Source organism: Patulibacter sp. NPDC049589 (assembly GCF_040675535.1).
GTDB lineage: Bacteria > Actinomycetota > Thermoleophilia > Solirubrobacterales > Solirubrobacteraceae > Patulibacter.
Window position 1 is genome coordinate 1 of sequence record NZ_JBFAPC010000031.1, and the last position, 12,930, is coordinate 12,930.

Annotated in this window: 9 protein-coding genes and 1 riboswitch; of the genes, 2 read left to right on the plus strand and 7 right to left on the minus strand. The window is 72.9% G+C overall.

Translation table 11 applies throughout. From position 1 onward, the window contains the following. Positions 1–414 precede the first annotated feature (414 nt). Positions 415–1,611, minus strand: a complete 1,197-nt coding sequence (gene tyrS, locus AB0L40_RS08165; protein WP_364351910.1) for a tyrosine--tRNA ligase — start codon at positions 1,609–1,611, stop codon at positions 415–417. Positions 1,612–1,700: 89 nt separating this feature from the next. Between tyrS and AB0L40_RS08170 the strand changes: the two genes are divergently transcribed. Further along, the gene (locus tag AB0L40_RS08170) at positions 1,701–4,385 is read left to right on the plus strand and encodes a transglycosylase domain-containing protein (RefSeq protein ID WP_364351913.1); all 2,685 of its coding nucleotides are present in this window, start codon (positions 1,701–1,703) and stop codon (positions 4,383–4,385) included. Between the two features lie 44 nt (positions 4,386–4,429). On the opposite strand, the gene AB0L40_RS08175 is transcribed toward AB0L40_RS08170, so the two are convergent. The 5 genes from AB0L40_RS08175 to AB0L40_RS08195 all read right to left on the minus strand — a co-directional run bounded on the left by AB0L40_RS08175 (position 4,430) and on the right by AB0L40_RS08195 (position 10,627). Beyond that, on the minus strand, positions 4,430–5,140 hold the full coding sequence (locus tag AB0L40_RS08175; RefSeq protein ID WP_364351916.1) for a DNA-3-methyladenine glycosylase: 711 nt from the start codon (positions 5,138–5,140) through the stop codon (positions 4,430–4,432). Between the two features lie 20 nt (positions 5,141–5,160). Next, complete coding sequence (gene argH / locus AB0L40_RS08180) at positions 5,161–6,522, minus strand: argininosuccinate lyase (protein WP_364351919.1); 1,362 nt, start codon at positions 6,520–6,522, stop codon at positions 5,161–5,163. 137 nt (positions 6,523–6,659) lie between these two features. Continuing rightward, positions 6,660–7,874, minus strand: a complete 1,215-nt coding sequence (locus AB0L40_RS08185) for a DegT/DnrJ/EryC1/StrS family aminotransferase (RefSeq protein WP_364351922.1) — start codon at positions 7,872–7,874, stop codon at positions 6,660–6,662. A 52-nt stretch (positions 7,875–7,926) separates the two neighbouring features. Then, entirely contained in the window at positions 7,927–9,543 is a 1,617-nt protein-coding gene (cimA, locus tag AB0L40_RS08190) for a citramalate synthase (protein WP_364351925.1), read from the minus strand. 145 nt (positions 9,544–9,688) lie between these two features. Next, on the minus strand, positions 9,689–10,627 hold the full coding sequence (locus AB0L40_RS08195; RefSeq protein WP_364351928.1) for a branched-chain amino acid transaminase: 939 nt from the start codon (positions 10,625–10,627) through the stop codon (positions 9,689–9,691). Positions 10,628–10,968: 341 nt separating this feature from the next. Here AB0L40_RS08195 and AB0L40_RS08200 point away from each other — a divergent pair, with 341 nt between their 5' ends. Further along, complete coding sequence (locus tag AB0L40_RS08200; protein WP_364351931.1) at positions 10,969–11,163, plus strand: hypothetical protein; 195 nt, start codon at positions 10,969–10,971, stop codon at positions 11,161–11,163. A 152-nt stretch (positions 11,164–11,315) separates the two neighbouring features. Here the strand turns inward: AB0L40_RS08200 and thiC are convergent, their stop codons facing one another. After that, complete coding sequence (gene thiC, locus AB0L40_RS08205; RefSeq protein WP_364351934.1) at positions 11,316–12,725, minus strand: phosphomethylpyrimidine synthase ThiC; 1,410 nt, start codon at positions 12,723–12,725, stop codon at positions 11,316–11,318. Continuing rightward, a riboswitch (TPP riboswitch) is annotated at positions 12,713–12,821 on the minus strand. (Overlaps the previous gene by 13 nt.) Positions 12,822–12,930 lie beyond the last annotated feature (109 nt).

Sequence of the window (12,930 nt, forward strand, 5' to 3'; positions counted from 1 at the left end):
TGCGCATGCTGTTGCGTTTTCAAAGACCGCCGCGCCCTACGGACCAGGTGTTCAAACTCTGGAGGCGCACACCAGACCGATGTCCGGTGCGGGCTAGTCAGCTTAGCGCATCCGCCTCTGCCCTGTCGAGACCAACTTCGGTCTCTCGGGCTTGGCGCTGCGCCGCGGTGACCAGCGGCTCGATGAATATACATACGGGCCTTCTGGCATGCGTCGTGACCCCGCGTGATTTTCGCGATATCGGGCCCTTCTGGGGGCCTCGATTCGTCGCTTTCCCGCTTGCGGACTGGGGTTGCGGGCCCCGAAATGAATTTCGAAAGTCGTCGCTTTTCGTCTGTATCGGGCCGGATCGGGCACTTTCGAGCGATTCGGGGCCCGTTCCGACCGGGTCCGCCAGCCCCCGGTCTCCCCGGTTCAGACCCGAGGGCCGGCGACCAGCCGCGCGAACCGACGCTTCCCCAACTGCAGGACGGCGTCCGCCAGCCGGTCCGCGTCGGTGTCCAGGACGTCCTGGGGCCAGGGCTCGCCGTCGACCTTCACCCCTCCCTGGGTGATGGCCCGTCGCGCCTCGGACCGGGAGACGCCGAAGGCCTCCGCGATCAGGGCGGGCAGGTGGACCGTCTCGTCCGTCCCGAGCTCGTGCTCCGGGACGTCGGTCGGGATCGCGCGGTCCTTGAAGAGCCGGTCGAACGCGTCCTGGGCACGCTCGCCCTCCCCCGTTCCGGCGAATCGCTCGCACAACGCTCTCGCGAGCGCGCGCTTGCGCCCGCGAGGGTCGGCGGCCTGCTCCGCGGTCAGATCGACCCCCAGGAGCTCCGACCACGGCGTGATCATCTCGTCGGGGATCCGCATGGTCCGGCCGAAGATCTCCTCGGCCGGCTCCGTGATGCCGATGTGGTTGCCCAGGGACTTCGACATCTTCTGCACGCCGTCGGTGCCGACGAGCAGCGGCATGGTCAGGACGCTCTGCTCCGGTCGGCCCTCCGCGCGCTGGACGTCCCGTCCGAAGAGGAGGTTGAACGTCTGGTCCGTGCCGCCGAGCTCGATGTCGGCCTCGACCGCGACCGAGTCGTACCCCTGGAGCAGCGGGTAGACGAACTCCAGGAGGCTGATGGGCTTCCCTCCCGCGTAGCGCTTCGCGAAGTCGTCGCGCTCGAGGAGCTGGGCGACCTTCGGGATCCGGGCGAGGGTGAGGAACGCGTCCATCCCCATGTCGAGCCACTCGCCGTTGCGACGGACCTCGAGCAGGTCGGGCTCGTCGCGGAGGACGAGGAGCGCCTGGCGCTGGTACGTCTCGGCGTTGCGGTCGATCTCCTCCCCCGTCAGGACGGGCCGCGTGGCCGAGCGTCCGCTCGGGTCCCCCACGCGCGCGGTGTAGTCGCCGATGATCAGGACGACCCGGTGACCGAGGTCCTGGAACTCCCGCAGCTTCTGCAGGACGACGACGTGACCGAGGTGCACGTCGGGGGCGGTCGGGTCGATGCCGAGCTTGACCCGCAGGGGTCGTCCCTCGCTCCGGGCCTTCTCGAGCCGGTCCTCCAATGCACCGGCCGGCTGGGCCGCCGCGGCGTTGCGGGTGAGGAACGCGGCGTCGGTGCGGGGGTCTGCCATGCGCCCGATGTTAGGATATGCGGGCTCTCGTTCCGCGAGCCGAGAGTCGGGCTCTGCCGCCGTACCGCCCGACCGGCCCGCGTACATCCATGATCGAACCGACCGGACATCCCGGTGCGCGGCAGGACGCCGCACACCCCGGACCGGGCGCCGCAGCCGCGACGCCCCCCGTCGTCGACCCGCACGCGCCCTGGTGGGGCGGCGGTTCCGCCGGGCCCGGTCCAGTCCCCGCACCGCCCAGCGCCACGCCCCCGGCGGCCGCCCCCAGCGCCGTCCGCGCCACGGGTTCATCCTCCGCCTGGGCGGTCCCCGCGGCCGCCGGCCCGGAGGCGCCGACCAGCGCCCCGGCGCCCAGCGCCCGCCGGCCGACGCCGCGCCCGCAGCGCAGCGGCGAGTCCCCCGCGATCCCGGGGACCGGCGGCCCGTCCGGCCCGAGCGGGCCCGTCGACCGCGGCACCGGCGGTGGCGGAGGCGACGGCTCCGACGACCCGCCACCGCGCCCCAAGCTGCGCTTCCGGTGGCTGCGGCTCCTGCTCCTGCTCGTCCCGCTCGGCGCGCTCGCGCTGGTGTCGACGATCTTCGGGATGATGATGGCGGTCTCGACCGACCTGCCCGACCTGGACACCGCCAAGGAGTTCCAGACGGCGAAGAACTCGGTGCTCCTGGACCGCCAGGGCCACGCGATCGGCGTGCTGGCGGACTCCTCCCGCTACATCGTCACGTCGAACCAGATCAGCACGCCGATGAAGAACGCGGTCGTCGCGATGGAGGACGAGCGCTTCTACCAGAACAGCGGCGTCGACCTGAAGGGCATCGGCCGCGCCGTCGTCCAGGACGTCGTGTCCCGCGGGGCCGTGCAGGGCGCCTCGACCATCACCCAGCAGCTCGTCAAGGTCTCGCTCGAGGCCGAGAACAAGCGCACGGTCTTCCAGAAGCTGCGCGAGGCGGCGCTGGCGTACCACATGACCAAGCAGTGGTCGAAGCAGAAGATCCTGACGACGTATCTGAACCGGATCTACTTCGGCAACGGCGCCTACGGCGTCGAGTCGGCCGCCAAGACGTACTTCGGCTCGCTGCCCGACCACGACGGCTGTGCCCCGCCGGACGACCCGTGCGCCGCCGGCCTGACGCCCGCCGAGTCCGCGCTGCTGACCGCGATCATCGCGTCGCCCAGCCGCTTCGACCCACTGACGGAGCCCGAGGCCGCCAAGCGCCGCCGCAACACGGTGCTCCTGAAGATGCGCCAGCAGGGCAAGCTCTCCGAGGACGACTACGAGCTCGCGATCATCGAGCCCCTCCCGACCAAGGACCAGGTCTCCCCGCCGACGCTCGACGCGACCAACCCGTACTTCGCGTCCTGGATCAGCAACCAGCTGATCGACAAGGTCGGCGCGCAGCGCACCTACGAGGGCGGGCTGAAGGTCACGACGACGCTCGACCAGGGCCTCCAGAAGGCCGCGCAGGCGAGCATCAACGCGTACCTCACGAAGAAGTCGATGCCCACGGCGTCGATGGTCGTCATCGACAACAAGACCGGCGAGGTCCGGGCGATGGTCGGCGGCCCCAACTACGCGACGCACCCGTACAACCTCGCCACGCAGGGGCAGCGTCAGCCCGGCTCGTCGTTCAAGCCGTTCGTGCTCGCCCAGGCGCTGCGCGAGGGCATCTCGCCGCAGAAGGTCTACACGTCGAAGAAGCAGACGCTGAACGTCAAGGACGAGCGCGGACGGCCCGAGAAGTTCGTCGTCACCAACGACGAGAGCGCCTACTCGGGTCGCTCGACGATCGCTCGCGCCCTGACGTTCTCCGACAACTCCGTCTACGCGCAGCTCGGGCAGACCGTCGGGATCCCGAAGGTCGCGAAGCTGATCACGCGCATGGGCATCCGGACCCCGGTGTCCAAGAACGCGGCGCTCGCGCTCGGCGCCCCGCGCCGCGGCGTGACGGTCCTCGACCTGGCCCACGCCTACGAGACGTTCGCGACCCGCGGCCTGCGGATCAACGGGACCCTCGGCGGGCCGGGCGGCGGCGCGGTCGGGATCAAGGAGATCCAGGAGCCGGGTCGCAAGACGCGGGTCAACAAGCGCCGCGCCGAGCGGGTCCTGTCCACCGGCGTCGCCGACACCGCCACGTCGATCATGCGGACGGTCGTGTCCAAGGGCACCGGCCACCGGGCGCAGTACGGCGGGTTCGCCGCCGGCAAGACCGGGACGACGGAGAACAACGTCGACGCGTGGTTCGCCGGCTTCAGCCGCGACCTGACCGTCGTCGTCTGGGTGGGCTACCCGGACTCCGGCAAGCCGATGCAGACCGAGTGGATGGGCGAGCCCGTCGAGGGCGGCACCTACCCGGCCGCCATCTGGGGAGAGTTCATGGCGCGCGCCACGGGCATCCTCGACGCGCGCGACCCGGACCGCGCCAAGCGCACCAAGCAGGACCAGGACCTGCCGAAGGAGGCTCCCGAGCCGAGCGTCGGCGCCGCGCCCTCCGGGGACTCCAGCGGCTCGAGCGACGGCGGGGACGGCTCGTCCGGGACCTCGACGTCCGGGACCGGCACGAGCACGACCTCGGGCGGCGCGTCCGCCGGGACCACCGGCGGCGGCGGGGGCGGCTCCCAGACGCCCGCCCCGTCCACGCCCGTGACCCCGCCCTCCGGCACCGGCTCGGGCAGCGGCACCGGGTCGTCCGGGACGGGCAGCGGCTCGGGGGCCGGCGGGACGTCCGGGTCCGGCAGCGGCGGCACGGGCAGCGGCGGGGCCGTTCCGCTCGAGTAGCCCCGGGGCGGCCGGCGAACCGGTCGCCTGTCGACGTCCCGCGATCAGGCGCGCCCGCCTCGCCGCATCTCCGGCGGCCACGGCCGCGACACGTCCGTGCTCGTCTCGTCGACGAAGCGCCACGACAGGTCGACCGCCCGCGTGATGCCGATCCGCGGGCCGGTCACGACCCGCGGCTCGCGGTCCGCGAGTCGCGGCGGCAGGATGCGCAGCGGGCTCGCCGTCAGGTCCGCCCCGTCGTGCTCCATCCGGATGTCGAGGGCGAGCGTGAGGCGGCCGGGGCCCGCGGTGAGTTCGCGGTCCGGCCGGCCCGCGCGGCGATCGCGCATCGTCTCGACGCCGGCGACCGGCTCGACCGCGCGGATCAGGACCGCGGCGGCGACGCCCTCCGGCTCGCAGACGGCGTTGAGCATCGTGTGAATGCCGTAGGAGCGGTAGACGTACGCGCGGCCCGGCGGGCCGAAGAGCTCGGCGGTGCGGGCCGTCGGGCGGGGCTCCTTCGGCGGCGGCCGCCAGGCGTGGCAGGCGCCCTCGGTCTGGTGGTAGGCCTCCGTCTCCACGATCCGACCGGCCGTCTCTCCGTGGACGAGGACGCAGCCCAGGAGCTCGCGCGCGACCTCGACGACGGGGCGGTCGTAGAACGCCGCCGGGAGGCCCGGACCGAACGCGTCCCGGGTCCCGGGGACGGGGCCGGCCGGCCCCGCCGGGCGGGCCGGTCCGCCGGCGACGCCCGCGCCGTGGTCGTCCGCCGTCACCGGTCCGATCTCGTCCGCGATCAGTCCAGGAGGCCGCGCGCGAGCACGAGCTGCTCCGCGACCCGCGCCGAGGACGTCCCGCCCTGGCTCTGCTTGCGCTCCAGCAGCGACAGCGGCTCGAGCAGGTCGCGGATCCAGGGGCCGAGGTGCTCGCTCTGGGCGCGCAGCTCGTCGTCGGAGAGGTCCGAGAGCTTGCGCCTGCTGTCGACCGCCTCGCGCACGAGGCCGCCGACGATCGCGTGGCACTGGCGGAACGGGACGCCGCGCTTGACGAGCTCGTCGGCGAGGTCGGTCGCGGCGAGCAGCTCGTCGGCCGCGGCGGCGGCCATGCGGTCGGCGCGGAAGGCGGCGCCGCCGATCATCCCGCCGGCGGCGGCGAGGGACTGCTCGAGGGTGTCGGCGGCGTCGAAGACGTGCTCCTTGTCCTCCTGCAGGTCCTTGTTGTACGTCAGCGGCAGGGCGTGGATCACGCCGTGGAGCGCCGCGAGGTGGCCGGTGATGCGCGGGGCCTTCGCGCGCAGGAGCTCGGCGCAGTCGGGGTTCTTCTTCTGCGGCATCAGCGAGCTGCCCGACGACCAGGCGTCGGGGAGCGTGAGGAAGCCGAACTCCTCGCTCGCCCACTGGACGATCTCCTGGCCCAGGCGCGAGAGGTGCGTCGCGCACGTCGCCGCGGCGGAGAGGTAGTCGAGGGCGAAGTCGCGGTTGGAGACCGCGTCGATCGAGTTGGGGTGCGGGGCGCCGAAGCCGAGCTCGGCGGCGGTCATCGTGCGGTCGGTGTCGAAGTTGACGCCCGCCAGCGCGCCGGCGCCGAGCGGCATGCGGCGCAGGGCCTGCTCCTGGGTGAAACGGAAGCGGGAGCGGTCGCGCTCGAGCATCCAGACGTAGGCGAGCAGGTGGTGGGCCAGGTAGACCGGCTGGGCACGCTGCAGGTGCGTGTAGGCCGGCATCGGCCAGTCGGCGTGCTTCGTGGCGACGTCGATCAGGACCCGCATCAGGCCCTCGATCGCCTCGATCGCGCGGCCGGCGGCCTCGCCCGTCCACAGCGCGAAGTCGGTGGCGACCTGGTCGTTGCGCGAGCGGGCGGTGTGGAGGCGAGCGCCGGGGTCGCCGACGAGCTCCGTCAAGTGACGCTCGATCGCCATGTGGATGTCCTCGTCCTCCGCCCCGAACGGGAACGTCCCGTCCGCGAGCTTCGCCTCGATCGTGTCGAAGCCGGAGAGGATCGCCGTCAGGTCGTCGTCGCCGATGATGCCGCGCGAGGCGAGCATCCGGGCGTGGGCGCGGGAGCCGCGGATGTCCTGCGGCCACATGCGCTGGTCGTACCCCAGGCTCGTGTTCATCTCCCGGAAGACCGGGTCCTGCGGCTCGGAGAATCGCGACATACGGGCCGCAGTCTATGGAGACGGGGCGCCGGGCCCGGGTCTCGTGATCGCGGGACGTCGTGACGTCATCGACTTCCGCAGCGGGGCGCCGAACCGACCGACCCGAGGGCCGCGACGTGCCGGGGTCCGACGAGGCCTCAGGGCGCGAGGACCGCGGTGAGGTCCTCGACGACGCGGGCGACCTGCTCCTGCGTCATCTCGGGGAAGAACGGCAGCGAGAGCCCGCGGGCGGCCGCGTCCTCGGCCACCGGGAACTGGCCCTCGCAGTAGCCGAAGCGCTCGCGGTAGAAGGCGAAGAGGTGGATCGCGGGCAGGTACGGGCGCGTCTGGATGCCGCGGCCCGCGAGCGCGCGGATCGTCTCGTCGCGGTCGACGCCGTGCGGGACCCGGACGACGTAGACGAACCAGGAGCGCTTGTTGCCGCCCCGGTCCTCGCACAGCAGCTCCAGGCCGGTGCGCGCCGCCAGTGGCGCGAGCGCCTCGCGGTACCAGGCGGCCACGCGGTCGCGGTCGGCGAGCATGTCGTCGAGGCGGCCCAGCTGCGCGAGGCCCAGCGCGCAGTGGAGGTCCGAGAGGCGGTAGTTGAAGCCGAGCCGGTCGTGGTCGAGCCACTGCATGTCGGGCGCGCGGCCCTGGTTGCGCTCGGAGTCGATCCGCTGCTTGACGGCGGCGTCGTCCGTCGTGACGAGGCCGCCCTCCCCCGTCGTCAGCTGCTTGTTGGCGTAGAAGGCGAAGATCGTCGGGTTGCCGTGGCCGCCGACGGGGACGCCGTCGGCGTGGACCGCGCCCAGCGCCTGGGCGCCGTCCTCGACGATCGGGACGCCGAGGCGCTCCATCCCCGGCACGTCGGCGGGGTAGCCGAAGATGTGGACCGGGAGCAGCGCCTTCGTGCGCTCGGTCACCGCCGAGGCGACGGCGTCGGGCGTGACGTTCAGCGTGTCGGGGTCGACGTCGACGAACACCGGCGTCGCGCCCTCGAAGAGGACCGCGTTGGCGGTCGCGATGAACGAGAACGGCGAGGTGATCACCTCGTCCTCCTTCGCGCAGTCCTCGACGCCGACGGCGCGCAGGGCGAGGTGCAGGCCGGCGGTGCCGGAGGAGACCGCGCAGCCGTGGGCGGCGCCGACGCGAGCGGCGAAGCGCTGTTCGAACGCCGGGACGCGGGGGCCCAGCGAGAGGTGCCGCGAGCGCAGCACGTCGAGGACGGCCTGCTCCTCCTCGACGCCGATGACCGGGCGGGCGAGCGGGACCGGCGGGCGCGGGTCCGTCGGCGCCGTGGCGCCCGCGGTGTCCGCCGGTGCGGCCTCGACATCGGACGCCGAGACGGCTCCCGCGTCGCCGGCGGCGCTCACGCGGTCGTCCTCCGCCCGCCGTGCAGGCCGGCGACGGTGCCGGTGGCGGCGATCACGCGCGCACCTCGGCGACCGGGACGGTCCCGGTGCGGCGGCCCGCCTGCTCGCTGCGCGCCAGCGAGTCGACGAGCGCCTCCCAGGAGGCGGCGATCAGGTTCTCGTCGACGCCGATCGAGCCCCACGTCTCGTGACCGTCGGAGGCGTCGATCAGCACGCGGGTCGTGGCGCCGGTGCCCTTGGTCGAGTCGAGGATCCGGACCTTGAAGTCGGTCAGCTCGATGTCCTTGAGGTGCGGGTGGACCTGGGCGATCGCGGAGCGCAGCGCGGCGTCCAGGGCGTGGACCGGGCCGTTGCCCTCGGCGGTGCGGACGTACCGCTCGCCGCCGATCCAGATCTTGATCGTGGCCTCGGTCTCGACCCGGCCCCCGGCGCGCTGCTCGACGATGACGCGCCAGCTCTCGAGCTCGAAGAGGGGCTCGAACGTTCCGGTCTCGCGGCGCAGCAGCAGCTCGAACGAGCCGTCGGCGGCCTCGAACTGGTAGCCCTCGTGCTCGAGCTCCTTGACACGCTCGATGATCCGCGCGGCCTGCGCGTCGTCGACCTCCACGCCCGCGTCGGCGGCCTTCTCGATGATCGTGCCGCGGCCGGCGAGCTCGGAGACGACGATCTCGCGCGCGTTGCCGACGTCGGTCGGATCGACGTGCTCGAAGGTCCGCGGGTCCGCGCGCATGCCGGCGATGTGGAGGCCGCCCTTGTGCGCGAACGCGTTGCGGCCGACGTACGGCTGCGTCGCCCGCGGGGTGCGGTTGAGCAGCTCGTCGACGAAGTGCGACGTCTCCGTCAGGCGCGCCAGGCCGCCCTCGGGCAGCGACGCGACGCCCATCTTCAGCTCGAGGTCGGCGGTGATCGTCGTGAGGTTCGCGTTGCCGGTGCGCTCGCCGATGCCGTTGACCGTGCCCTGGACGTGCGTCGCCCCGGCGTCGACGGCCAGCAGGGAGTTCGCGACGCCGCAGCCGCCGTCGTCGTGCGCGTGGATGCCGACGCGGGCGTGCTCGCCGAGCTCCGCCACGACGCGCGAGACGGCCGCGTGGATCTGGAGCGGCAGCGACGAGCCGTTGGTGTCGCAGAGCGACAGCGTGTCGGCGCCGGCCTCGACCGCGGCGCGCAGGCAGCGCAGCGCGTAGGCCTCGTCGTCGCGCCAGGCGTCGAAGAAGTGCTCCGCGTCGTAGATCACGCGCTTGCCCTCGCCGCGGAGGAACGCGACGGAGTCGGCGATCAGGCGGAGGTTCTCGTCGCGGTCGACGCGGACGACCTTCTCGAGGTGCAGGCCCCAGGTCTTGCCGACGATCGTCGTGACGTCGCAGAACGAGTCGGCCAGCGTGCGCAGGCCGGGGTCGGCGTCGGCGGCGAGGTCGCGCCGGCGGGTCATGCCGAACGCGGCGATCGTGGCGTTCGTCCACGTCTCGCGGGAGAGGAGGTCGAAGACCTCGAGCTCCTTCGGGTTGCTGGACGGGAACCCGGCCTCGATGAGATGGACGCCGAGGTCGTCGAGCTTCTGGGCGACGCGGAGCTTCTCGTCGGCCGAGAGCGTCATGCCCTCGCCCTGCATGCCGTCGCGGAGCGTGGCGTCGTAGAGCTCGAAGGGGCGGGAGGGAGTCGTGCTGGTCATGTGGGTGCGGTTTCGGTGGTCCGCGATCGTGGCCGGTCGCGGGGTGAGGGCGGACGTGGGCGCGTGGGGCTCCCGTCCGCTCCTCGCGGCCGGTGCCCCTAGGGAATTCGCCGTCCGGCGATGCGCACGTGCCGCCCCATCGTGCTCAGCCGACCTGCTCGCGCACCGGGACCGGGTCGAGCCAGCCGGCGTAGCGCTCGTCGCGCCCGTGCAGGGCGTCCTCGAAGACGCGCTGCAGCTCGGACGTGATCGGGCCCATGCCGCCCGCGCCGATCGTGTGGTCGTCGACCTCGCGCACCGGCGTCAGCTCGGCGGCGGTGCCCGTGAGGAAGATCTCGTCGGCGAGGTAGAGCTCGGCGCGGCCGAGGTCGCGCTCGATCACCTCGTAGCCGAGGTCGCGGGCGATCGTGATCACGGAGCGGCGGTTGATGCCGTCGAGGATCGACGCCGACTGCGGCGGCGTGACGATCTGGCCCTCGCGGACGACGAAGATGTTCTCGCCCGAGCCCTCGCAGACCATGCCGCGGTCGTCGAGGAGGATGGCCTCCTCGTAGCCGGCCTTCGTGACCTCGATCTTCGCGAGCACGGAGTTCAGGTACTGGCCGGACGCCTTGGCGTGCGGGATCAGGCCCGACGGCGAGAGCCGGCGCCAGGAGGAGACCTTGGCGCGGACGCCCTTGGACTTGCCCTCGTCGCCGAGGTAGGAGCCCCACTCCCAGCAGGCGATGATCACGTCGGTCGGCGAGTCCAGCGGGCTGAGCCCCATCGGGCCCTCGCCGCGGAAGATCAGCGGCCGGATGTAGCACGAGCGCAGGCCGTTGGCCGCGATCGTCTCGAGCGTCGCCTGGCGGATCTGCTCCTGCGTGAACGGGACCGGCATGTAGAAGAGCTCGGCCGACTTGAACAGCCGGTCGACGTGCTCCTGGTGGCGGAAGACCGCCGGCCCGACGGACGCCGTGTCGTAGCAGCGGACGCCCTCGAAGACGCCCGTGCCGTAGTGCAGCGCGTGCGTGAGGACGTGGACCTTCGCGTCGGCCCACGGGACCAGCTCGCCGTTCTTCCAGATGAAATCGCCCTGCGGCACCGCGACGCTCCTCGTCCGTGGACTCGCGTCCCGCGGCCGTGGCGGCGGGACGGAACGACGGACTCTACCGCGGTCCTCCCCGCGGGGACCGCCCGGACGATCGCCGTCGTCGGGGTGGTGGCTGCCGCCCGTCGTGAGCCCGACGGCGAGGGGCGCCGGGGCCGGAGCCGGCGGGCGGTGGGTCCGACGGACGTCCGGGCGCGGTCGCGGGTGACCCCCCATCCGTCGCACGGTCCGGCACGGGCCGTGGACGCTCCGCGGGGGCCCACCTACGGTGTGGTGAGACGTCGGGTTCCGGAGCAGCCTCTCCGGCCGTCAACTCCCCGGCGAACGGAGGCACCATGACCGACCGCACGATCGACACCGCCGACCGCGACCGCCGGGTCCGTGCGACCCTCGCCCAGCAGGGCGGCAACCTCGACGACGTCTTCACCGACGACGGCCACGCGCCGGACGCCATCGACGCAGAGGCCCTCGGCCACTGCCGGGTCTCCGTGCAGGCGACCGTCGCCGACGGCCGCCCCGTCGCGGCCTGAGCGCCCGGGCCGCCGCGCGGCCCTCCAGCGGCACCGCGGTCCCGTCGTCCGACGCGGCACCGCGAGACCGTCCCTGACCGGCGTCGCCGCCGGTCGGCCCCCTCGGGCCCGGCCATCGGCCGGGCCCGAGCTGCGTCCGGGCGCAGCCGAGATCAGTCCGCGCCGACGCGGGTCCGCTCCGCCGCCGCCAGCGAGCGCTCGGCGCCCAGGGCCTCCAAGCGACCCCAGTCGACGTCGCGGAAGTTGTGCATCGGGCAGTACTTCGGCCCGCACATCGAGCAGAACTCCGCGGTCTTGAAGTAGTCGTCCGACAGCGTCTCGTCGTGCATCGACCGGGCGGTGTCCGGGTCGACGGACAGGTCGAACTGGCGGTTCCAGTCGAAGTCGAACCGCGCCTTCGAGAGCTCACGGTCCCACCGGGCCGCCCGCGCCCCGTGGGCTCCCCCGCGCGCCAGGTCGGCCGCGTGCGCCGCGATCCGGTACGCGATCAGGCCCTGCTTGACGTCCTCGGCGTCGGGCAGGCCCAGGTGCTCCTTCGGGGTGACATAACAGAGCATCGAGGTGCCGTGCCAGCCCACGACCGCCGCGCCGATGGCGCTCGTGATGTGGTCGTAGCCAGGCGCGATGTCGGTCACGAGCGGGCCGAGCGTGTAGAACGGCGCCTCGTCGCAGATCCGCTGCTGGCGCTCGACGTTCTCCTGCAACTGGTGCAGCGGGACGTGGCCGGGGCCCTCGACCATGCACTGGACGCCGGCGGCCCGGCAGCGACCGACGAGCTCGCCGAGCGTGTCGAGCTCCGCGAACTGCGCCGCGTCCGAGGCGTCCGCGATCGACCCGGGCCGCAGCCCGTCGCCGAGCGAGATCGTCACGTCGTGCTCGGCGCAGACGGCCAGGACGCGGTCGAAGTGCTCGTAGAGCGGGTTCTGCCGCTCGTGGTGGACCATCCAGCGCCCCAGGAGGCCGCCGCCGCGGGAGACGATCCCCGTCAGGCGGTGCCGGCAGAGCGCGAGGTGCTCCAGGAGGACGCCGGCGTGGATCGTCATGTAGTCGACGCCCTGCTCGGCCTGCTCGGTGATGACCTCCAGGAGCAGGTCGATCGAGAGGTCCTCGGGGGTCTTCACCCGCTCGAGCGCCTCGTAGATCGGGACGGTCCCGATCGGCAGCGTGGCGACGTCGATGATCGCCTGGCGGGTCTCGCGGATCCGCTTGCCGGTCGACAGGTCCATGACCGTGTCGGCGCCCCAGCGCTGGGAGAGCTCGAGCTTCTCGACCTCCTCCGCCAACGAGCTCGTCGTCGGGCTCGAGCCGATGTTCGCGTTGATCTTCACGCGCGCCTTCAGCCCGATCGCCATCGGGTCCAGCGCCGCGTGGTGGCGGTTGGCGGGGATCACCATCCTGCCCCGGGCGACCTCGGCGCGGACGACGTCCGGCTTCAGCCCCTCCCGCTCGGCGACGCGCGCCATCTCGGGCGTCACCGTGCCCTCGTTCGCCGCGCGGTGCTGGGTGCATGCGTTCCCGCCCACCCCGCGCGTCCCGTCCTCGTCGAAGACGTGCCGTTCCATGATGCTCCCTCCGCCGGTATGAACCGGATCAGGTCGTCGGGTCAGCGCGGATCAGCGCAATCTCAGCCCCTGCCTGGGACCCCCCGGATGTGGTTGGTCCGGCGAGCGTAGCGCGGCGAGCGGCGCACGCGTCCCGGTCGGGCGGGCCGCACGGCTCCGGCAGGACGGACGACACCGATCTGTAACGCTGCGGACCCCCCGATCG